We start from the raw sequence: 20,665 nt of genomic DNA, 5'->3' as shown, positions 1-20,665 counted from the left end.
GAGAGTCTCGGCCGTTGTAACAGTGTTTAATTGGAGGACATTGTTTAATCAGAGGCAGGTTGCGTTCATCATTACGCCGTGGTGAACAGCTGATGGTCGCTGACCAGGCCAAGCTGACGCTGTGACACTAACTGCGGGCGTACACCTGACGAACGAGATCTTCGATATCGGGTTCTTCAATCGATAGATCATGCACGGGGGCCACCGCCACTATGCCCGCCAACACCGCGGCGGCCGTGGTTTGGCGGCGGTCGAAACTCAGCCACTGTCGGGCTCCTTCCACGCGAACCACGTTGGCTCCCGCCACTTCTAAAGCTGGCGCCTCATCTATCAGCTCAACTACCACCGTGCGTTCGGTGCCAAATGAGGTTTTGAAATGATCAACTCGCCCGTCATGAATCACTTGGCCGTGGTCGATAATCAGCATGCGTTCGCACAACGCTTCAACATCGTCAAGGTCATGCGTAGTCAGCAACACCGTGGTTCCCCGCTCTTGATTAAGGGCCGCTAAGAAATCCCGAACTGCCTGCTTGGAGACAATATCTAGCCCAATGGTGGGTTCATCAAGTACCACTAGTTCGGGGTCGTGTAACAACGCAGCGGTAAGTTCCCCTCGCATACGTTGACCGAGTGAAAGTTGCCGCACTGGAGTGGAGAGAAACGAACCCAGATCTAGCAAGTCAACAAAGGTTTCGAGGTTGGATTCATGCCGGTGGCGATTGGTGTTATAGACATAGTGCAGCAAGTCAAAACTGTCAGCTAGTGGGAGGTCCCACCACAGCTGGGTACGTTGACCAAACACAACTCCGAGCCGTCGAGCGAGGTCGCTGCGTTGCCGGCTGGGTTCCAGACCTAGGGTGGAAACCTTGCCGCTGCCAGGTGTGAGAATACCGGTCAGCATCTTTATAGTAGTTGATTTTCCAGCCCCGTTAGGGCCCAAATATCCCACCATTTCACCTGGTTGCACGGTGAACGAAACCCCATCGACCGCGGCCACATCAACCCGTTGTCGGCGAATCCACCCGGCACGGTGACGAACCTTGAAAGTTTTGCCTAGCTCCTCGCACAAAAGCGCGGGGCCCTTACTGCTAGTGGCTGGTTTTTGGTTCCCTGATGTCATTTCAGCTTCCCGTACTTTGATAACTACGAATCGCGAGACCCCACACGCCTTTGGCTACCCCAGCACAAGCTATGGCCACCAACGGCGTAGCCAAGGCCAACCAATACGGCAGACCGAGGGGGTTTGGTGCTTCCAACAAATAAAGCGCCGGTACATACGCCACAAAAGCCATTGGAATTATCCAGCCCAAGAGCGTTCGTACCCATTCGCTGTAGATATGCAACGGATACTGGTGCGCGTACGAGCCTCCATAGGTGAACGAGTTGGCCACCTCTTGTGCCCCTACGGCCCAGAAGGAAATTGATGAGGTAACCACCCAAACGCTGCCAAAAATTACAATTCCCGAGGCCACAGTAAGAGGGATTAGCAGCACCCGGTCGACACTCCAAGCAATATCGGCGGTAGTCAGTGCCACCGCTAAAGCAGCCAAAGCCGGTATCGATCGCCCCACCCGGCGCAGGGCGAACTCGGAGGCTGAAAGCTGAACCAAGATCGGCAGCGGACGCAGCAAGAACCGATCGAAGGTTCCTTGGCGAATATGCACCGCCGCCGTCTCCACTTGACTGATGAATATGTCACCGAGGCTAAAAGACAAGGTGGTTAGACCGTATAGAACCGCTACTTGGCTAACATTCCAGTCTCCCAAGCTGGGCACCACTTGGAACAAAATCAGTATGACTACCAAGTCGAGGCCGGTGGCTACTGACTGGGCAGCGAGAAAAAACATGAACGAAAGTCGATACTGCCAATCCGAACGGATTTTGGCCGCTACTAAATGGCGGTAGGTGCGTAGGAGCAAGCGGGCTTCAGCCACCTTGAATCACCACTTTTCGGGTAGCAACCTGCAGTAGCAGCCGGCCAGCCAGACCAAGCGCCACCAGCCAGAATACTTGGGTGCCAAGCACCAAAAGAATTTCAGTCGCTCCCTCGTGGATACCGATAAACAGCTCGGCGGGTAGCTGAGCCATGGCAGCGAAAGGCAGCAGCTTCGCCACAATTTGAAGCGTGTGCGGAAACATGGTGATCGGGAGCAACAACCCACCGAAGAAAGTGAGGGTGAGGGTTACCAGTTGGTCGAGGCCCCGATTATCGAGAAGCCAAAAGGTGGTTAGCCAGATTAGAAATCGCAAGGTGAATCCAATCACCGAGGCCAGCACCAGCGAAAGTAGCACCACCAACCACATCCCAATACTGTGGGGAAAGTCCAGGTCAAACACAATAGCGCCTAGTAAAATGGGTGGGATTCCTCGTGCCAGGAGCAAAAAGCTTGACTTGCCCATCCAGGCGGCGAGCCACCAAGCCTGAAGGTCTACGGGCCGGTAGAAATCAACCACTACATCACCGCTTCTAACGCGGTCGGCAAGCTCAGAATCACCAAAAGCGCCAGTGCAGGCCAGGAGGGCTTGGGTGGCAAAGGCAAAAGTTATTAGCTCTTGTTGTGTCCAACCCGAGGCGGTCCCACCACCTACTGCAGCTACAGCGATATAGATGTAGGCGCGCAAGTAGCCAAAAACGGTATTGGTAAACACTCCAGCGGCCGTAGCCAGCCGATAGGTGGACCATCGACGGAAGCTGCGGCGCGTGACCTCCCATAAGAGCCGCAACTCGTTCTCCCTCCCCGATTCATTTCAAACCTAGGGAGGTGCCACGTTAGAGGAACGACGTGGTCAGGGACAATTTCTATGGCGGTCAAGCCCCGGGGCCGTTTTGGGTGGCAACCGCCTGGCAGCGGGCTAACTGCGCGTCACGTTCCGCCGAGTTTCCGACGAAATCTTCCGGTTTAGCCGGTATTCCGGGTACTTCAATAAAACCGTTCAGCTCTAATGCCTCAATGTCAGGGAAATTCTTGTTCGCTTGCCAGATGGGATCATCAATGCCCGGCATAGGCGAAAGCGTAAGCGGCTCAGCACCCTCATCAAGCAAACATTCGTTGGTGGCGATAGCTAACTCCCTGGAAATAAATGCTTGGATCCGTTGATTTTGAACCGAGCTATAGCTATCAAAAACCGCCACCACGTCGGCCACCGAGGTGGCATTAGAGTCTGTAGGTTCACCACTACTTACCTCATTAGACCCAGCCCCCGAACCGGCCACTTCCCCTAGCTTGGCAGACACATCAGCGGCTGTTTCGGCTCCGCAGGCCGCAGCCAACGCTAGAACGATAGCCACACTTAAAATTCGTAGATATTTCAACTCATTCATCCTTCACTTCGACTTTGATGCGTTGATAAGAAACCCGACTGACCGCATCAACGACGGGCAGCCACAATGGTTTGGGCTTGTGAGTCCATCACTGCCCATCCGCATTGGCCTCGTTGATGGCCACGCGCAATGGTGACTCTCCAGTTGGCAAAACCTTCTTCGGCGGCAATGGTTTCTGCCCGCTTAGCCACCTCGGCTACCGCGACACAAGGAGCGTCGTTAATTTCGGCTCGTAATCGATCACTGAGAGCCAACACCGCCTGGTTGTGGGGGCTGAGTTCTGTTTCGGCCGCTACTAGACCCAGCTCTTCGCATATTTCATCTGAGCCGGGGAAAACCTCCAGACGACCATTAGGGCCAATACAAGCCGCTAGGTTCTCAGGCACTTCAACACCAGTGCCGACTAAGCCATCTTCCCAAGCATTAAGGCAAGCAATCAGTGGATCATTGACCCCAGCTACACCCACCCCACGAGCCGATAAATTCGATGCCTCACGACAAATCACGCCATCTTCCACGTTTTGGGGTTGCCCAGGATTCCAAACCCCAGCCGCCCAAGCCACGCCCCCGCCGAGGAATACCGCTATGACGGCCCCCAAGATGGCTCGTAGCCATGGGTTAGGTGACGGCTTTGGCAGCTGCGATACTTGGGAATTGGCCCAAATTCCTTGAGCAATGCCAGCCATAGATTCATCGGTGATTTGGGCCGGGCCCGGCTCGGGCCAGATAGCCGGATTTTCTCGTATCCAACTATCCAGTTCGTCTAACAACCGCTCCTCCTTAACCATGGTTTTCACCCACTTCGTCGCAAGTTTTGGCTTCTAAGTTTTGGCACTTTTCTGAGCTCATATCTCCCGTGTCTTCCTCAAGGGTTTTATACGCCTTTTTAAAAGCTGCTCGGGCACGCATCAACCGCGATCGTGCTGCCCCGCGACCTATACCTAGGTTGCGGGCTATTTCCGGACCTGAAAGTCCGAGGGCATGCAATACAAGTACCTCTTGATGGGCCGGGCTCAACTGTTCCAACGCTGCCTCCATCTGCCGGTTACGAAGGTTGTTCTCAACCTCATCCACCGAACGAAACAGCAACTCTTCTGCCGAAAGAGCGGCCTCTACTGGCTGGCGTGCTAAGCGTTGTAGGGTTCGGCGTCGCGTGCTGGCTTTGCGAGAATGGTTAGCCACCAAATTGCGATCGGTGCTTCGCAGCCACGCCCGAAGTTGACGTTCAGTGAGCGGTTGCAGCTCATCGTCAACCCGTGCATTCGTACCAGGCCCAATACGAGCCATCGAGACATCAAAATTATGATGTTATGATGTCGATATGCGTACCACGGTGACCCTGGAACCTGATGTGCAGGTGCTTATCGAACGTCTCATGCGCCAACGAGGTCTTAGCTTCAAAGCCGCCATCAACGAGGCAATTCGACGAGGTTTAGCTCCGAAACGTTCCACCGAATCGGCAACCATTCCACGCAATCTAGGTGAGCCTAAGGTCGATCTGACCAAAGCATTGGCTCTAGCAGGCAGCCTTGAAGACGAAGCATTGGCGACCAAACTCGTAGAGGGCAAATAGTGTTTCTAGTTGATGCCAATGTGCTTATTTATGCAGTCAATACGGCAGCTCATCACCATCAACTCTCCTTGAACTGGCTAGATAGTGCTTTAGAGCAACCTAGCGGGGTTGCATTTTCATGGTTAGCGTTGATCGCGTTCGCTCGAATTAGTACGCATAAAGCCGTGTTACCAAACCCGATTACATCCGAAGAAGCCTTTAACCAAATTAATAGGTGGCTCTCGGCCCCAGGCGCAGTGGTGGTCAATCCAACTCATCAACACGCGGCCCTTTTGTCATCCTTAGTTACAACTACTGGTACTGGTTCCAACCTGATCAACGATGCGCATCTGGCTACTTTGGCGATTGAACACAACGCTGTGCTGGTGTCGTTCGACCACGACTTTGCCCGGTTTCCGGGCCTGCGCTACCAGGTGCCACAAACCACTTAGGCTAAAAATGAGAGAACCTCGTCGGTCTGACGAGGCTTTAAGGTGGTGAGCGACACTGAGCGATACTCCAACACGTCCCGTCATGCGCACCGATTTCACAAGTTATCAACGGGTCTTTGGGTTGTCGGTTGCTGCCCAGGCCAGTCAGGTCACACGATTCCGGACTCGTGCTCCGTGCTAGAGGCATGATTCGCCTGGCCTAAATATGTCGAGCATGGTGGGAGGTGTCGCACTCGGCCGTCATATGGGCGACAGCCGTCTAGACAAGCCTCCACGACCGCACCGCACGGTCGCCAATCGATGCCAACCTTCCAAAGCCGATACGTAGGTTTTTCCCTACGCTTGACATGTAGGATAATCTCTACGTAAAGTGAATACCATGACGATCTCGGATCTTGAGGGCATCACGCTGTTTGTCGCCGCACAGGACGGCCACGGTTTCGTGCTGTCGGCGCTGTTCGATGAGGTGCTCCTCGACCTCGTGGGTGCCGACAAGACCGGAGAGAGCCGTCGATAGGAGTACCGATGCCCCGCCAAGCCCACACTCTCCCGGTCGATCGAGTGCTCGCGGCTCTCGCTAACCCCACCAGGCGCGAGGTGCTGGATCTCCTGCTGGACGGCCCCCGCTCCGCATCTGACATCGCTGCACACTTCGACATGGCACGACCCTCGGTATCGGAACACCTACGCGCACTGCGCGAGTCCGGCCTGCTCTCCGCAACTCGTGACGGCCGCTACCGCCGCTACGCAATCAACGGCGACCCGCTCGCCGAGCTGCACGACTGGCTCAGCCCCTACGAACGGTTCTGGCGAGAACGCTTGACCGGACTGGGCGCGGTGCTCGATGCCATGCCCCCAGACGAGGACCATAAATGACGACCGAAGACCTAACCACTATCCGAGTCGACCAGTTCTATCCGCATGCCCCGGCCAAGGTCTGGCGAGCACTGACGACTCCCGACCTCATGGCGCAATGGCTGATGCCAAACGACTTCCAAGCGGTCATAGGCCATCGCTTCACATTCACGGCAGCACCAATAGAAGCCACCAACTTCTCCGGCACGATCGCATGTGAAGTGATGGAAGTCCGGCCCCTTGAGCTATTGCGGATCACTTGGCGCGATGCAGACGGTAGCAATCCACTCGACAGCACGGTCACCTTCCACCTCCGTCCCGAGGGCCACGGCACACGACTGATCGTGGAACAGAGCGGATTCAACCCGGACGACCCCGGCCAGCAGATGGCGCGACGCATCATGAACGGCGGCTGGCGCAGCCACATCTTGCAACGTTTGGGGGCGGTTCTGGATCAACCATCCGATTGACACCAGCAACGAGCGGCATGCTATCCGATACGGCCGGGCGCGGATCGTTGAGAGTGCTCTTGTCGGAAGTCCGAGCTTCCAATGTTTGGTGGGCGATACTGGGTTCGAACCAGTGACCTCTGCCGTGTGAAGGCAGCGCTCTACCGCTGAGCTAATCGCCCGGTAGGAGTTTTAACCTTAGCGCGAATCGGCGCACCGCTTGCTAATGATGCGCCGACATTTCCCGCTAGTAACAACCTGCTTAGGAATCCGCCTGACTAGCAATACGTGCCACCTCGGCCCGCTCGTCCGGGCTCAACCGCCAAGTCGAAGCAGCGGCATTGGCCTCGACCTGTTCGGGCTTCGTGGCACCGGCGATCACCGACGCCACCACAGGCTCCGACAGCAAATAAGCGAACGCCAACTCTAAAATTGAGTGGTCCCGTTCAGCAGCAAACGCTTTGAGGTCTTCCACAGCCGCTAAGCGTTTGTCCCCCATAAACCGTTCTCGGCCTGCAGGTTTCATCTGATGCAACCTGCTCCCCTCTGGCGCAGAGCCATCGGAGGAGACCTTCCCGCTCAAGAGCCCCGATTCCAATGGGAAATACGGTACCAACGCCATGCCCAGCTGCGCACAGGCTTGCACAACACCGTCTTCGGGGTCACGGGTGAAGATTGAGTAATAGTTCTGGACACTGGCAAAACGTGCCCAGCCCTTTACCTTGGCAATTTCCGAGGACGTTTCTAACTGATCAACACTGAAGTTCGAACAACCGATCTCACGCACCTTGCCCTCAATCACGAGCTCAGTCATGGCACCCATGGTTTCTTCAATGGGAATATTCGGGTCGGGGCGGTGATATTGATAATGGTCGATTACCGACACCCCAAGCCTTTTCAAAGAAGCTTCGCAAGCATTGCGCACATGGTCGGGGTGACCACCTGAAAGTTTGCCGTCGGCACTGCCTTGGCTGCCGAATTTTGTGGCGATCACGATTTGGTCGAAGCGCCCCGCCAAAGCCACACCCAAAAATTCTTCCGACTTGCCAGCACTATACGAGTCGGCGGTGTCGATATAGGTGATGCCCGATTCGAGGGCGGCATTTACCACCGACGTTGTGCGTTCTTGGTCGAGACGATCACCAAAGTTATTGCCCCCTAGACCGATCACCGAAACGTCGAGTTGCCCAATTTTACGTGTTTCCATCATTTCCCTTCGTCATGACACCCAGTTAGCCACCTGTATCAAACCTTGACGCTCAGCCTAGGCCTGCTACCTGGTCGATCCCGAGCACCGTTTCAAAAGCCTGCATAGCACCAAGCACACGAACATCTTCACGTTGACGGCCAATCACCTGCAAACCAATAGGCATGCCATCCGAAGTAAAACCGGCGCACACAGAACCGGCCGGATTACGACTCAAATTAATAAATGGCGTGAACGAAACCCAGGTTGGAGTTTCAACCCCATTAACGGTGCCTTGCTCACCAAGTCGCGGCGCGTGCCCAGCAATAGTGGGGCAAATAAGCAATGGGGCCGCGGCGAAAGCCTTTTCTAAGGCCAGGTTTATGTCGTGACATGCTGCAACCGCCTCAGCATATTGCAACGCGGTAAGCCGCAGGCCCATTTCAACCTGTTCTCGCAACCCGACATCAACCTTTTCCCAGATGGGGGTATCTCGGGCCGGGCCTAACACCCGTGCCATCGACGAGGTCCAAATATAAACCCATGCCAGAACAGGGTCTTTCTCAAAGACTATTGGCATTTCGATAATCTCAACCCCGGCGCTCTCAAGAGCACGCACCGCAGCTTCAACGGCTGCGGCTACTTCATTATCAACCGTGGCGTAGCCCAAGGTAGGTGAATAAACCACTCTTTCGGGAAAGCCCGCCGCTTCAACTTGCGCCAACCACGAATCGGCGTTTTGTTCGGGAAACGAAAAAATATCGGTGGGTTCAGGCCCGATACAGGCGTCGAAGGCCAAAGCAGCGTCCAAAGTGGAGCGAGTCATGGGCCCTTTAACGCTCAAAATACCAGTGGTTGAAGGCCGTGCGCCGCCCATTGGAACCCAACCTTGCGACGGCTTTAATCCGCTTAGGCCCGTTAATGAAGCTGGAATTCGAATAGATCCTCCCCCATCAGACCCAGTTGCGAGGGGTACCATGCCAGCAGCAATTGCGGCCGCCGAGCCACCAGAGGACCCTCCAGGTGAACGCTCAAGGTTCCATGGATTGGCGGTATGACCAAAGGTTGGGCTGTCGGTTACACCTTTGTAGGCAAATTCGGGGGTATTAGTTTTACCTACCACCACACAACCAGCTGCTTTCAAGCGTGACACCAATACCGAATCGTTGGTGGCCGCAGGATCATTTGCATGCAGCGCCGAGCCGAAAGTGGTTATGTAGCCCTCTGCATTTTCGAGGTCTTTTACCGCCAAGGGGACCCCCACTAAGGGTCCGACGTCTTCGCCTGCCGCTATTCTGTCGTCGAGCTTTTTAGCGTCCTCGAGCGCTCGGTCACCGTCACTTTGGTTGAAAGCGTTCACAACATCGTCATGCGCTTCAATCTTGGCCAAAGCATGGCTCACCAACTCAGTAGCGGAAATTTCTTTGGTCTTAACTCGCTCGGCCAGCTCACGAATCGTCGTTTTACGAAAGTCCATGGGCCGAGCTTAGAGACTTATGGCACAGATGTGGCGGGATCTACGCAAGCTTGTACCTGTTGCTGGCGAATAACCCAGCCCTGGGTATTGTTTGGGCACTGTGCTCCAAGTGAGGCCTGCGCCACTATCCGGCCCTCGTTTGGGGTTAATGCACAGTTCACTACCAAGATAAATCCGCTGTTTTGTTGAATACATTGCCCTCGGATGTCGCGAACGGCGACCATGTTGCGATTCTCGCTATTCGGTGTCTCATTGCTCGTCGGCCCACCGGCATAAGCGGTGAACACAAAGATGGCCAGCAATGCAACTGCTAAAGCCACCGCAGGAATTAGCCCAGCCACCGCGATGGGTGCCCGCACACGTTCTGATTCTGGGAAAACATCCATGCTTTCATCGAAAACTGGGTCCCGATAATAATCCGAGTCGTATGGGGTCGAAGCGGCCGGTCCGGTTCGTGGCTGGGCGGAGGATGGCGGGCCCGCTGCGGTTGAGGCTTGTGCATTGCGCGCCAATTCGCGGTCATAATTTTCGCGTTTTGTTCGATCGGACAGAACCGCCCAAGCCGCATTAATCTTTGCCATCTCATGAACGGCTGCCGCTCGGCGCGCTCCCTCTGGAGCTTTGTCAGGATGGTGCCTTTGGGCAGCCGCGCGATAAGCAGTTCGAATCTCGCCTGCACTGGCATCCGGCGCGACCTTCAAAACCTCGTAGTAGCTGGTCGTGGCGGCACCTTTCTGTGAAACTTCAACCCCCGGTGAGACAACCCTAAGCTGCTTAGTCCCCCGCTATTCCACCGTATCGAAATCAACTACCTTGCCACTCACTCGGCCGTTAGGGAACGCACTAGACGATCTAGTTCGGCCACCCGACTACCCTTGGCCAACACCGCAGTGTCCGGTTCGAGGTTGGTCAAATAGCCAAGTACCTCGTCTACGCTGTCAAAGCCGATACCCCCAAACTCGGTCGCTTCATAGGCCGGTGCCGCCACCGTCAAAACTTCGATGCCCAACTCCGCCGCGAATGCTGCTACCTCTCGGTGAAGACCATCTTGGTTTTCACCCAATTCTGCCATTACGCCCAGCACTGCTATGCGTCGTTGAGCCGGGAGCTTGGCCAGCGCCATTAGGGCTGCTTTCATCGAAGTAGGGTTGGCGTTGTAGCTGTCATCCAAGACCACGGCACCGTTCGTTAAACGCTTCAGCGCCATCCGCAAAGGTGAAAGTGGAGCGGTCGCCAAACCTTGGGCCACTTCTTCCAATCGAAGACCTAGGCCCAACCCAACTGCCGCTGCCGCCGCGGCATTCATGGCATTGTGTTCGCCCTTGGCTGACGGCTGCACCGCTATTTCGCCCCAGGGTGTGTGCAGCTTGAAACGAATACTCAAGTCCTCGCCGACCACCAGATTGTCGATCCGAACCTCACCGTCTTGGGTACCAAAGCTAAGCACTCGAGCCGTAGTACGGCGCGACATAGCTATCACGCGCCTATCGTCGGCATTCAGCACTGCTAGACCATCGGCGGGTAGCTGCTCTACCAATTCACCTTTGCCCACCGCGATATCGTCAAGCGAACCGAAATGTTCACCGTGAGCCATGACCACCCGGGTCACTACGCCCACATTGGGTCTAGCAATGTCACAAAGCAATTGGATGTGCCCTATGCCGCGAGCACCCAGTTCAGCTATCACATATTTAGCCTGAGTATTAGCATTAGCAAGCGTTAGCGGCACACCAATTTCGTTGTTGAAACTCGCCGTGCTGGCGTTAATCAAACCACCCTGGGCCAGCACACCGCCGAGCAAGTCTTTAACAGTGGTCTTGCCAACCGAGCCGGTGACACCAATTACATCACCTGCCAACCTGGCTCGGGCCAGTTTGCCCAATTGCGCTAATGCTTCAAGGGTGTCGCCTACATAGATGGCGGTGGCAGAGTTCGAATCACGGCGTCGCTCTTGGGACGATAAAAAGGCAGTTGCCCCGGCTTTCACGGCCTGATCAATGAAATTATGGCCATCGCGATCAGCCACAATCGGTACAAAAAGCTCACCCGGTGAAATCAGACGAGAATCGTGATTTACACCTTCAACCAAACGATCGGGGCCGGATATGGTTCCACCTACTGCCGCTGCTATTTCTGATGTGCGAAACCGCACCCAAGCTCCTTCGGTATAACAAAAAGGCGATCTGTGTGTTGCGATACCCACGCTAGCGGTAAAGCACACTACGTTTTTATCTAATGCCCAATTCTTCGCAACCAGAACGAGTCCGCCTAATCGTGTTGTTCGGAGGACGTTCCGCTGAACACGATGTAAGCCGTGTAACCGCAGCTCACGTGATAGCTGCCGTTGATCGAAAAAAGTTTGAAATAGTGCCTATCGCCATCTCGCGTGATGGTCAATGGCTGGATGCTACCGGCGCATTAAGCGCGTTTTCAGGCGACGAAGAGGCTGCTCTTGAACTAGAAACCGTGCTCGCCGATGGCATAACGGTGGAGACGTCTGCCTCTACCGAGGTGGCACTGAGCAGTGACATCGCGTTGGCAACAAGCTCGGAAATGTCAACGGTGGTACTTCCGCTGCTGCACGGACCATATGGTGAAGATGGCACCATCCAGGGTCTGCTAGAGATGGCATCGCTTCCATACGTAGGTAGTGGAGTTTTAGGCTCGGCATTAGCTATGGACAAAGCCAAAGCCAAAGAAGTCATTGCCCAGGCTGGAATCCCCCAATGTCGCTGGCGAAGCTTGGAGATCAGCGAAATCTCAACCGAAACGGTAGATCGTTTGATCAACGATTTGGGCCTTCCTCTTTTTGTGAAACCCGCCAACCTTGGCTCTTCAGTAGGTGTTTCCAAAGCTCACAACGCAGCCCAGGTTTTGGCGGCTCTAGAGACGGCTAGCCAATACGACGAGTGGATCGTTGTGGAAGAAGCCGTACAGGGTCGCGAGATTGAACTGGCGGTACTGGGCAACAAAAACCCAAAAGTTTCACTGGCGGGCGAAGTAAAACCTGGTGCCGAATTTTACAGTTACGAAGACAAGTATCTGGATGGCAACGCGGCGGTGATAATTCCTGCAGACTTACCCCCACAAGTGTCAGCACAGGCTCAAGAACTTGCCTTGGCCAGCTTCCGTGCCCTCCGCGCTGAAGGTATGGCCCGGGTCGACTTTTTCTATGAAAGCCCAGGTCGCGGCTTATTGCTCAACGAAATAAACACCATTCCTGGCTTTACGCCTATATCTATGTACCCCAAACTGTGGGAAGCATCTGGCCTAAGCTATGGCGCACTCATTGAAGAACTCGTCATGCTTGCCCAAGATCGTTTCGAACGACGACAAAAATTTGCCGGAACGGGCCGCTAGAACCCTACGAATTTCGAACGATCAATCACCTCGATAGGCCCCAACACCCCAAGATGATAGACAATGGTGCTGTGATTAGTGACCTGCTGCGCCACAAGCGCATCGCCATCACCGGAACCACGGGCTTCTTAGGCACCGCCCTAGTGGAACGACTGTTGCGAAGCGTGCCTGATTGCGAACTTGTTCTATTGCTACGTCCTGGTCGTATGCGGACTGTGGAACAACGTGCGCAACGTGAGATTTTTAGAAACAACGCTTTTGATCGATTGCGCCAAGAGCTGGGCGGCGCCGCGTTTGACGAAATGGTTGCCCAGCGGGTCACTATTATTGAGGGTGACATTGGTAGCGACGGTTTAGGTCTTAACGAATTTGGCCGCCAAGAACTGTCCCAATGCGATGTGGTTATTCACTCCGCTGCCACAGTTTCTTTTGATTCACCCCTTGACTCGGCGGTGGAAATAAACCTTTTAGGGCCTACTCGAATCGCTCAAACGCTGCACGAATTAGAGGTCTCACCACATCTGATCGCTGTTTCTACCTGCTATGTGGCAGGAAATCATCGCGGTGAAGCACACGAGGTAGCGGTGGACGATTCACCGTTTTTCGTTGATATTCCTTGGCGTCGCGAGGTTGACGCCGCACGTCGAGCTCGCAGTGATCTAGAAGCCCAAAGCCGTACCCCATCACGCTTGGCGGGTTTTCAAGATGATGCCAAACGTGAATTAGGTGCGGCCGGTATTCCGCTCTTGGCCGCCAAAGCCGAACAATACCGCACTCGGTGGGTCAACGACGAGATGGTGGAAGCCGGAAAATCGCGTGCTCAGATGCTTGGATTCCCCGACGTTTACTCGTATACCAAAGCCCTTGGTGAACGTGCCCTAGCAGAGACCAAAGGCGACCTACAAACAACGGTTGTGCGGCCTTCAATCATTGAATCAGCGGTGGCGGAACCGTATCCCGGCTGGATTCGCGGTTTCCGAATGGCAGAACCGGTGATCATTTCGTACGCCCAAGGATTGTTGACCCAGTTTCCTGGGGTACCCGAGGGCATCGTCGATGTCATCCCAGTTGACCTGGTGGTAGCCGCCATTGTGGCGGTGGCAGCCTTAGCACCCGCAGAAACTCCCGATGTTGTGCAGGTAGCTTCCGGTGCCGCCAACCCGTTGCATTATCGTAAATTAGTAAGGCTCATTGAGAGCTATTTCAGCAAATACCCTATTTACGACTCTTTGGGGCAACCTATTGGGGTCCCGGATTGGAAGTTTCCCCGTCGAGGCAAAGTTGAAGGCCAGCTAGCCAAAGCCAAAGTATCGCTCGACAAGGCTGACAAGTTCATCCATTCACTTCCACTACGCGGAACCCAAACCCGCTGGTCGGCCAAGATCGAAGACAAGCGAGCCGATGTAGAGCGAGCACTTACCTACGTTGATCTTTATGGTGCCTATGCACAATGTGAAGCTATCTACACGATTGACAAGCTTCTAAGCGTTTGGGACTCCCTCGATCGTTCCGACCAGGAAACGTTCATGTTCGACCCGCGTCTGGTTGATTGGGATGCGTACGCTACTGGCACCCACCTGCCTTCAATTGTTGAGCATGCCCGCGTTCGCACAAGTCCAACTGAGAAAAGCGGTCCTAGCCGTAATGAGCGGCTTCGCCGACAAGTATTGTCACCCGATCGCCACATGGCAGCCTTCGATTTAGAAAACACGCTCATTGCTTCGAACGTGGTGACTTCTTACGCATGGCTAGCAACACGACGGTTACCAAATGAAGACAAAGCTCGTTTGGCCGCCAACCTAATTGCCGAAGCCCCCCGTTTGTTGAGCCTCGACAAAGCTGACCGAACTGATTTCTTACGCTATTTTTATCGGCGTTACAAGGGTGCCCCGGTGGAACAATTAGCCGAAGATTCGCTCGATATGATGAGTGCTCTCATTCTAGCCAAGTCGTTCCCAGCAGCTATTCGAAGAGTGCGGAAGCATCGTGAGCTCGGCCATCGCACCGTCCTGATCACTGGAGCCCTCGATTTTGTGGTTGAACCTTTACGTCCACTATTCGACGACATTGTGGCCGCAGAAATGACCATTAAAGGTGGACGCTACACCGGGGAACTGGTGCGAGTTCCTCCCACTGGTGAGGCCAGGGCTCAGGCCATGGTTGAATACGCCGCACGAGAAGGGCTGGAACTTGATGAGTCGGTAGCCTATGCCGATTCGACAAGTGACCTGCCAATGCTTGAAGCGGTGGGTTTCCCAGTGGCAGTGAACCCCGAAACCCGGCTGGCTTCGCTTGCACGCAAACGCGGCTGGCTTGTAGAGAACTTTCCTAAAGCAGCTAAAGGTGTGCATCCCGTGCTGCCAATCGCCCCGACCCGGGTGGGCAGCGCGTGAAAGCCTTACAGTTCTCGCGCAGCATTCCCCGCTATGGGGCGGCTCGGCTGGCCAGCAGCTTCATCAGCGGTCGTGGAGCCACGGTTGGGCCGTTGGCGCTCAAAGACATTGAGGTTCCTGAACTACCTGGGCCCGACTGGGTAAGGGTTCGCCCTCGGCTCTCTGGCATTTGTGGTTCCGATTTAGCGACCGTTGACGGCCGCAGCAGCCGCTATTTTGAAGACATCGTGTCGTTTCCTTTTGTACTTGGACATGAAGTCGTGGGTGATTTAGACAACGGTGAGCGCGTGGTCATTGAACCGGTTTTAGGTTGCGCAACTAGAGGTATTACCCCACCATGTCGAGGGTGCGCTGGTGGTGATTTGGGCCGCTGCGAAAACATTACTCTTGGCCAAATTGAGCCGGGTTTACAGTCAGGTTTTTGTTGTGATACTGGCGGAGGGTGGTCAACGGCCATGGTGGCCCATAGCTCCCAGTTACACCCGGTGCCCGCCAACATGAGCGATGAAGCCGCAGTAATGGTGGAACCCACAGCTTGTGCAATCCACGGTGCTATACGAACCAACGCCCAAGCGGGCGACACGGTGGCGGTACTTGGGGCTGGCACCCTTGGCTTGTTAACCGTGGCCGCCTTGTCACACTTCTATCCCGACATCACCCTGGTGGTAGCAGCTAAATATCCGTTACAGAAAGAGCTAGCCCACGAGCTTGGTGCCCATAGCATCGTTTCGCCCGACGCTTTCCTACGTGGGGTGCGACGCGCTAGTGGCGGCGGAGCAATAGGTGAAGGCAACATAACGCGGCTCAGCGGCGGTGCCGACATCGTCGTTGACTGCGTAGGTTCGGCCGAAAGCATGGCCCAAGCCTTAGGCGCCGTCCGCCCCGGAGGCCGGGTAGTCATGGTCGGTATGCCGGGTGTGGTTCGAGTTGATCTAACCGTGCTGTGGCAGCGGGAAATCGAACTAGTAGGTGCCTACGCTTATGGCACCGAAACTTTCGACACGACTAGCGGAGTGCGCACCGCACGTACTTTTGAGCTGGCATTTGAGTTGGTTCAGCAAGCAAACCTTGGCCGCCTAGTTTCGGCCACTTATCCCCTGTCGCGCTATGGCGACGCTATCGAACATGCCGCTGCAGCTGGTGCCCGTGGCGGCGTGAAGATCGCATTTGATCTTCGCAATGAAAAGGAGCGCACTCGACTGTGAGCGTTCGTCGTAGCCCGCGATCAGGGCTAGTTCTTGAAGTAGACCGTTCCACCCCTCCGGTAGTGTTCCACCACGGCGAAGGTTTCCGTTTGGAGAAACTACCCGCTGGGCGGTCGCGAATAATCTATCCCCCCGAACCAATTGATGGCTTGGCCGATCCCGAAGGTGCCATTAGCCACGCTCTGCACAACCCGACCGGGGAAATGGAGCCGTTACCAGCGCTGTTGTTTGCGGGCATGAAGCTAACCATCGCTTTTGACGATGTTTCTTTGCCGCTACCGAAAATGCGTCGTCCCGACATTCGCCAGCGGATTATTGAACAGGTTCTTGATCTGGCGGCCGCGGCAGGCGTCGACGACGTTCACATTATTGCGGCTCTGGCGTTACATCGACGCATGACTGAAGACGAACTTCGCCACGCTGTAGGCGATCGTGTTTACGATGCTTTTGCTCCTAATGGGCAGCTTTATAATCTCGACGCTGAAGACCCTGATGGAATGGTCATCCTGGGGGAAACTCGCCACGGCGAAACCGTTCAGATCAATCGCCGAGCCGCGGAGAGCGACTTGGTTGTTTATGTAAACATCAACATCGTCTCGCTCGATGGTGGCCACAAGAGTACCGCTACGGGGTTATCGGGCTATGCCGGGGTTAGCTCTCACCACAACCCAAAAACCATGGTGGCATCAAAGTCGTTCATGGATAAGGAAAACTCTGAGCTGCACAAGTCGAACTGGCGTCAAGGCGATGTAATTCGCAACGCTGGGATCAAGATTTTTCAAATTGAAACGACTATTAACAACAACACGTTTGGACGTTCTGGTCCCCTAGCCATGCTGCAAAAGCGCGAGTGGGAATGGACCGCCCGTGACCGTGCCACCTTTTTGGCCATGCAAAAAGGCCTCAACGTTTTGCCAGCGGCCCGTCGCCGCCAAATATTTCATTCTTGGGAAGCACCCTATGAGCTGACCTCAGTGCAAGCCGGTGAAATTGAGGCCGTGCACGCCAAGACCATTGAGAACGTCTACGCCCAACATCTGGTCCCAGTGAATGGTCAAACTGATATTTTGACCATGGGTTTACCCTACATCGGCCCTTATAACGTCGATTCCATCATGAACCCCATCCTGGTGATGTGTCTGGGCCTCGGCTATTTTTTCAACCTCTATAAAGGCCGGCCTTTAGTACGTGAAGGTGGAGTCTTAATCATGAGCCACCCCACACCGTACGAGTTTCACCCGGTTCATCACCCAAGCTACATCGACTTTTTTGAAGAAGTACTGACCGAAACCCGTGACCCAGAGGTCATGTCGGCCAAGTACGAGCAAAAATACGCCGAAGATGAGTGGTATCGCCATCTGTACCGCACCTCAAATGCCTACCACGGTGTGCACCCGTTTTACATGTGGTATTGGGGGGCACACGCCCTCGACCATTTGGGTCGAGTGATTGTGATTGGCGGCGATGAGCGAGCAGTACGTCGTCTTGGCTTCTCGAACGCTTCGACCTTGTCGGACGCCTTAGAAATGGCGGCTGACACGGTGGGTCGTGATGCCACAATCACTCATTTCCATAACCCGCCTATTCTTATGGCTGACGTAACGTGAGTGGTATCAAAGCTCTCTCGCCAGCCAGGCTCCTAAAGCGCTTGCCGTTCCCGTATCGCGCACCCCATGTGCCTTTATCGGTGGAATTGCCGCCCGACACGCGCAAGGTTGGCTCGGCGTTTCCAACGGCTTGGGCCAGGCGATATCCCACGCGGGTGGCTCGGTTAGCAATCCTGGAAGCCTTTTTGCGGCCAGCAGTTGGGGTTATTGCACCCAAGCAAGTACACGGCGAAGATCGCCTTGACGGGCTCCGTGGTCCGGTGATTTTTGTTGCGAATCACCATAGCCATCTTGATACGCCGCTGATGCTCACTTCTATTCCTGAGCCGTGGCGACACCGCATGTTTGTAGGTGCCGCGGCTGACTATTTTTTTGGCAACCGGATCTCGGGTACGTTTTCGGCTCTGGCATTGAATGCGGTACCTATTGAACGCACCAAAATTTCTCGTACCAGCGCTGATCGTGCTGCCAAACTGATTAACGATGGTTGGAGCCTTCTGATCTTCCCCGAAGGTGGCCGAAGCCCCGATGGTTGGGGTCAAGAATTTCGCGGTGGTGCCGCCTACCTCGCCATTCGCTGCGGTGTACCCATTGTCCCGGTTTACATCTCCGGCACCAATCTCGTGTTACCCAAGGGGCAGAACAAGCCGAAACGGCACCACACAACCGTTACCTTTGGCCATGCCCTTATACCAGGCGATAAAGAAGACACTAGGCGCCTAGGTTCACGGGTTGAGGCTGCTGTTGAACAACTTGGTGATGAAGCAACCAACAACTGGTGGGTGGCGCGACAACATGCCGCCGCAGGCACAACCCCGTCGCTAAGCGGACCACAGGCCTCAGATTGGCGACGTACTTGGGCACTAGGTGAACAAAACCCAAAGCGGCGCCGTTCCCGACGCCGCTGGCCCTACCTTAAGTAGGAATTACTGGTTCTCTAGTGGTGAACTGCTCACACTTGGCGGCAGTGATCGCCTATTCGGAACAATAGGTTCCACCGGAAGTTCGCCCGCCACAGGTGTCGGCAAACTCTTCGTATTCGGTGCCAAAGTCTGACTGGAAGTACAGGTCATCACAGGCTTCCATATCGCCACCGTCACACGCATCCCATAGCGCGTCGAGCGCCGGATTGTCACCGTAGCTGTTGCCGCTTTGGAAGCCGAAGTCGAAATCGTCATCTTGGCCCGGGTCGAATTCGCCACCCAAGAGGGCGCCGAATATGGCGGCCGCGTCGACATCACACTTCGTGAATACGCCCATCATTTCGCTCAACATTCCGAAGTCGAAATCTTCAGGATCGTCGCCTAAAGAATCGACGTCGTACTTCTTCTCAAACTCAGCCATTTCCTTTTCGATGCACTGAAGCTGGGAAACCGTGAGATCACCAAACATGTCGGCCAGCGGGCCAAGCTCGCTTAGGTCGAAGTCGCTATCGCCTTCGTCGTCGAGATCGTCGCTGGTACTAGTGGTAGTACTTTGCGCGACGGTCGTACTAGTGCTCGAAGCGGCTTCTTTATCGGAATCGTCATCTTTCAAGAAGAAAAACGCGCCACCAGCGATCAAAGCCACCACGGCCAACACGGCTACTACAATCAACGGGGTTTTATTGGAACCGCCACCCGGGCCGACCGCAACATCGCCTGAGGTGAAACTAGGTGGTGCCGGAGGCATGGTTGGCATAGCCATTGTTGGCTCGGCTGGCGTTGCAGGCGGCGTGGTCGGTACTGCCTGAGTTGGCTGTGAGCCCGGATCAACTTCGGGGGTAGGAGTAGCCGTGGCCGGGTCGGTGCCAATCACCCCATCGTTCGACACCTGGTCGGTCCATTGGGTGCCATCCCAATAGCGATATTGGTTCCGACCAAAGGGGTCTGGTTGCCATGAACCGGTTTGGTCACTCACGTGCGCCGTCCTAAAAAGTAAGTGTCTGGTAGAACAAAATAACTATCTGAGCCTAGCACTCAAGGTAAATTAGCTGAGGTATAGCCACCGCTAATAACGGCCTGTTGCGACAACAACTCAAGTGGTTTCATCTAATAGCCACATGCCGCCCCCTTGGTCAGGGTCAGCAACATGGGGCAATTCCACCACAAAATGAGTCAAGTGAGCAGGAAAGATATGTTCGCTCACCAAGATTGTGTGACCCTCTTTGTCGCGGGTTGTTCGATGGCATACCAAGACTGGTGAGTTAACTGGGATATCAAGCACTTGCGCATCGGCTTCGGACGCCACCCCGGCCCCGATGATTTGGGTAGCATCGCCAAGTTCGACTTCTAGCGCTTCGTAGAACGAAAACTTCTCAACGTCAGAGCGCGAGAGATTCGCACCAAGTTCTTCAGGGCACCAAACGGTGACCCGAGCAAATGGCACGCCGTTAGCTAAGTTCACTCTGCGAACCTGCAATACCGTGTTGGTGCCAAAAGCATCCCGTGCCTCTTTCGGAGCAGGTACAAAGCTAAACTCCAAAACCTTCCGAACCGTAGGCACACCCCAGTCGATTAGCTGCCCTTCGATCGTGCCTAACTGCGCTAACGGTTGTTTTAAGGGTGCTATAGCCACGAACCAGCCGAAACCTTGGCGAGCATCCACCAATCCGTCTTGTCGAAGCAGTTCCAAGGCTTTTCGAATGGTCACACGACTGACCGAATGGCTCTTTGAGAGTTCGGCTTCACTTGGAAGAACCTGCCCGGCCACAAGGTTACCGTTGGCGATTTGGCCTCTCAGTTCTTCGGCAATCTCCCGATAGCGGATAGTTCTCACTTGTTCTATACTTGTATTCTCTCTGAGCGGAAGCAAACAACAATTGTCCT

At 54.9% G+C, this 20,665-nt stretch carries 21 protein-coding genes, 1 tRNA gene and 1 pseudogene; 10 read left to right on the top strand and 13 right to left on the bottom strand.

The features are described from left to right. Nucleotides 1-127 precede the first annotated feature (127 nt). The 6 genes from WC184_00465 to WC184_00440 all read right to left on the bottom strand — a co-directional run bounded on the left by WC184_00465 (nucleotide 128) and on the right by WC184_00440 (nucleotide 4,609). The gene (locus tag WC184_00465; GenBank protein ID MFA7476350.1) at nucleotides 128-1,120 is read right to left on the bottom strand and encodes an ATP-binding cassette domain-containing protein; all 993 of its coding nucleotides are present in this window, start codon (nucleotides 1,118-1,120) and stop codon (nucleotides 128-130) included. 1 nt (nucleotide 1,121) lies between these two features. Beyond that, nucleotides 1,122-1,934, bottom strand: a complete 813-nt coding sequence (locus tag WC184_00460) for an ABC-2 family transporter protein (GenBank protein MFA7476349.1) — start codon at nucleotides 1,932-1,934, stop codon at nucleotides 1,122-1,124. After that, the gene (locus WC184_00455) at nucleotides 1,927-2,724 is read right to left on the bottom strand and encodes an ABC-2 family transporter protein (GenBank protein ID MFA7476348.1); all 798 of its coding nucleotides are present in this window, start codon (nucleotides 2,722-2,724) and stop codon (nucleotides 1,927-1,929) included. Before WC184_00455 ends, WC184_00460 begins: the two co-directional genes overlap by 8 nt. 85 nt (nucleotides 2,725-2,809) lie before the next feature. Next, nucleotides 2,810-3,322 carry a hypothetical protein gene (locus WC184_00450; protein ID MFA7476347.1) on the bottom strand — a complete coding sequence of 171 codons (513 nt, stop codon included), beginning with the start codon at nucleotides 3,320-3,322 and terminating at the stop codon, nucleotides 2,810-2,812. 47 nt (nucleotides 3,323-3,369) lie between these two features. After that, entirely contained in the window at nucleotides 3,370-4,110 is a 741-nt protein-coding gene (locus WC184_00445; GenBank protein ID MFA7476346.1) for a hypothetical protein, read from the bottom strand. Next, nucleotides 4,103-4,609: an RNA polymerase sigma factor gene (locus WC184_00440; protein MFA7476345.1), complete on the bottom strand. Its 507-nt coding sequence runs from the start codon at nucleotides 4,607-4,609 to the stop codon at nucleotides 4,103-4,105. Before WC184_00440 ends, WC184_00445 begins: the two co-directional genes overlap by 8 nt. A gap of 34 nt (nucleotides 4,610-4,643) precedes the next feature. Between WC184_00440 and WC184_00435 the strand changes: the two genes are divergently transcribed. The 5 genes from WC184_00435 (at nucleotide 4,644) to WC184_00415 (ending at nucleotide 6,651) form a co-directional block, all read left to right on the top strand. Beyond that, nucleotides 4,644-4,895, top strand: coding sequence for a CopG family transcriptional regulator (locus tag WC184_00435; GenBank protein ID MFA7476344.1), 252 nt, complete (start codon nucleotides 4,644-4,646; stop codon nucleotides 4,893-4,895). After that, nucleotides 4,895-5,326 carry a TA system VapC family ribonuclease toxin gene (locus WC184_00430; GenBank protein MFA7476343.1) on the top strand — a complete coding sequence of 144 codons (432 nt, stop codon included), beginning with the start codon at nucleotides 4,895-4,897 and terminating at the stop codon, nucleotides 5,324-5,326. The genes WC184_00435 and WC184_00430 overlap by 1 nt, the downstream gene beginning before the upstream one ends. A gap of 379 nt (nucleotides 5,327-5,705) precedes the next feature. Then, complete coding sequence (locus WC184_00425; protein MFA7476342.1) at nucleotides 5,706-5,843, top strand: hypothetical protein; 138 nt, start codon at nucleotides 5,706-5,708, stop codon at nucleotides 5,841-5,843. 8 nt (nucleotides 5,844-5,851) lie between these two features. Then, nucleotides 5,852-6,202, top strand: coding sequence for a metalloregulator ArsR/SmtB family transcription factor (locus WC184_00420; protein MFA7476341.1), 351 nt, complete (start codon nucleotides 5,852-5,854; stop codon nucleotides 6,200-6,202). Next, entirely contained in the window at nucleotides 6,199-6,651 is a 453-nt protein-coding gene (locus tag WC184_00415; GenBank protein ID MFA7476340.1) for an SRPBCC domain-containing protein, read from the top strand. The genes WC184_00420 and WC184_00415 overlap by 4 nt, the downstream gene beginning before the upstream one ends. Nucleotides 6,652-6,737: 86 nt before the next feature. On the opposite strand, the gene WC184_00410 is transcribed toward WC184_00415, so the two are convergent. From WC184_00410 to murF, 5 genes and pseudogenes are all read right to left on the bottom strand, one after another. Beyond that, nucleotides 6,738-6,812 (bottom strand) — tRNA-Val (locus WC184_00410). An 80-nt stretch (nucleotides 6,813-6,892) separates the two neighbouring features. Next, complete coding sequence (locus WC184_00405; GenBank protein MFA7476339.1) at nucleotides 6,893-7,840, bottom strand: aldo/keto reductase; 948 nt, start codon at nucleotides 7,838-7,840, stop codon at nucleotides 6,893-6,895. 49 nt (nucleotides 7,841-7,889) lie between these two features. After that, entirely contained in the window at nucleotides 7,890-9,293 is a 1,404-nt protein-coding gene (locus tag WC184_00400) for an amidase (protein ID MFA7476338.1), read from the bottom strand. Nucleotides 9,294-9,310: 17 nt separating this feature from the next. Then, a pseudogene (locus WC184_00395) lies at nucleotides 9,311-9,997 on the bottom strand (J domain-containing protein). A gap of 116 nt (nucleotides 9,998-10,113) precedes the next feature. Continuing rightward, nucleotides 10,114-11,445: a UDP-N-acetylmuramoyl-tripeptide--D-alanyl-D-alanine ligase gene (murF, locus tag WC184_00390; protein MFA7476337.1), complete on the bottom strand. Its 1,332-nt coding sequence runs from the start codon at nucleotides 11,443-11,445 to the stop codon at nucleotides 10,114-10,116. 83 nt (nucleotides 11,446-11,528) lie between these two features. On the opposite strand from murF, the gene WC184_00385 reads away from it, so the two are divergent. From WC184_00385 to WC184_00365, 5 genes are read left to right on the top strand one after another with little or no spacing between them, the layout of a single operon-like run. Next, entirely contained in the window at nucleotides 11,529-12,653 is a 1,125-nt protein-coding gene (locus tag WC184_00385) for a D-alanine--D-alanine ligase family protein (GenBank protein ID MFA7476336.1), read from the top strand. A gap of 53 nt (nucleotides 12,654-12,706) precedes the next feature. Beyond that, complete coding sequence (locus WC184_00380) at nucleotides 12,707-15,046, top strand: HAD-IB family hydrolase (GenBank protein MFA7476335.1); 2,340 nt, start codon at nucleotides 12,707-12,709, stop codon at nucleotides 15,044-15,046. Beyond that, nucleotides 15,043-16,251: a zinc-binding dehydrogenase gene (locus WC184_00375; GenBank protein ID MFA7476334.1), complete on the top strand. Its 1,209-nt coding sequence runs from the start codon at nucleotides 15,043-15,045 to the stop codon at nucleotides 16,249-16,251. Before WC184_00380 ends, WC184_00375 begins: the two co-directional genes overlap by 4 nt. Further along, entirely contained in the window at nucleotides 16,248-17,858 is a 1,611-nt protein-coding gene (locus tag WC184_00370) for a lactate racemase domain-containing protein (GenBank protein ID MFA7476333.1), read from the top strand. Before WC184_00375 ends, WC184_00370 begins: the two co-directional genes overlap by 4 nt. Continuing rightward, the gene (locus tag WC184_00365) at nucleotides 17,855-18,781 is read left to right on the top strand and encodes a 1-acyl-sn-glycerol-3-phosphate acyltransferase (GenBank protein ID MFA7476332.1); all 927 of its coding nucleotides are present in this window, start codon (nucleotides 17,855-17,857) and stop codon (nucleotides 18,779-18,781) included. The genes WC184_00370 and WC184_00365 overlap by 4 nt, the downstream gene beginning before the upstream one ends. A gap of 52 nt (nucleotides 18,782-18,833) precedes the next feature. Here WC184_00365 and WC184_00360 read toward each other — a convergent pair whose 3' ends face one another. Both WC184_00360 and WC184_00355 read right to left on the bottom strand, forming a co-directional pair. Beyond that, a complete protein-coding gene (locus WC184_00360; GenBank protein ID MFA7476331.1) occupies nucleotides 18,834-19,757 on the bottom strand; it encodes a DUF2510 domain-containing protein in 924 nt (307 codons plus the stop codon). 117 nt (nucleotides 19,758-19,874) lie between these two features. After that, entirely contained in the window at nucleotides 19,875-20,615 is a 741-nt protein-coding gene (locus WC184_00355) for a GntR family transcriptional regulator (GenBank protein ID MFA7476330.1), read from the bottom strand. Nucleotides 20,616-20,665 lie beyond the last annotated feature (50 nt).

It is taken from the genome of Acidimicrobiia bacterium (genome assembly GCA_041676705.1).
Classification (GTDB): domain Bacteria; phylum Actinomycetota; class Acidimicrobiia; order Acidimicrobiales; family SKKL01; genus Actinomarinicola.
Note: the sequence above shows the minus strand (reverse complement) of the source record. Positions and strands in the feature narration are given on the sequence as shown.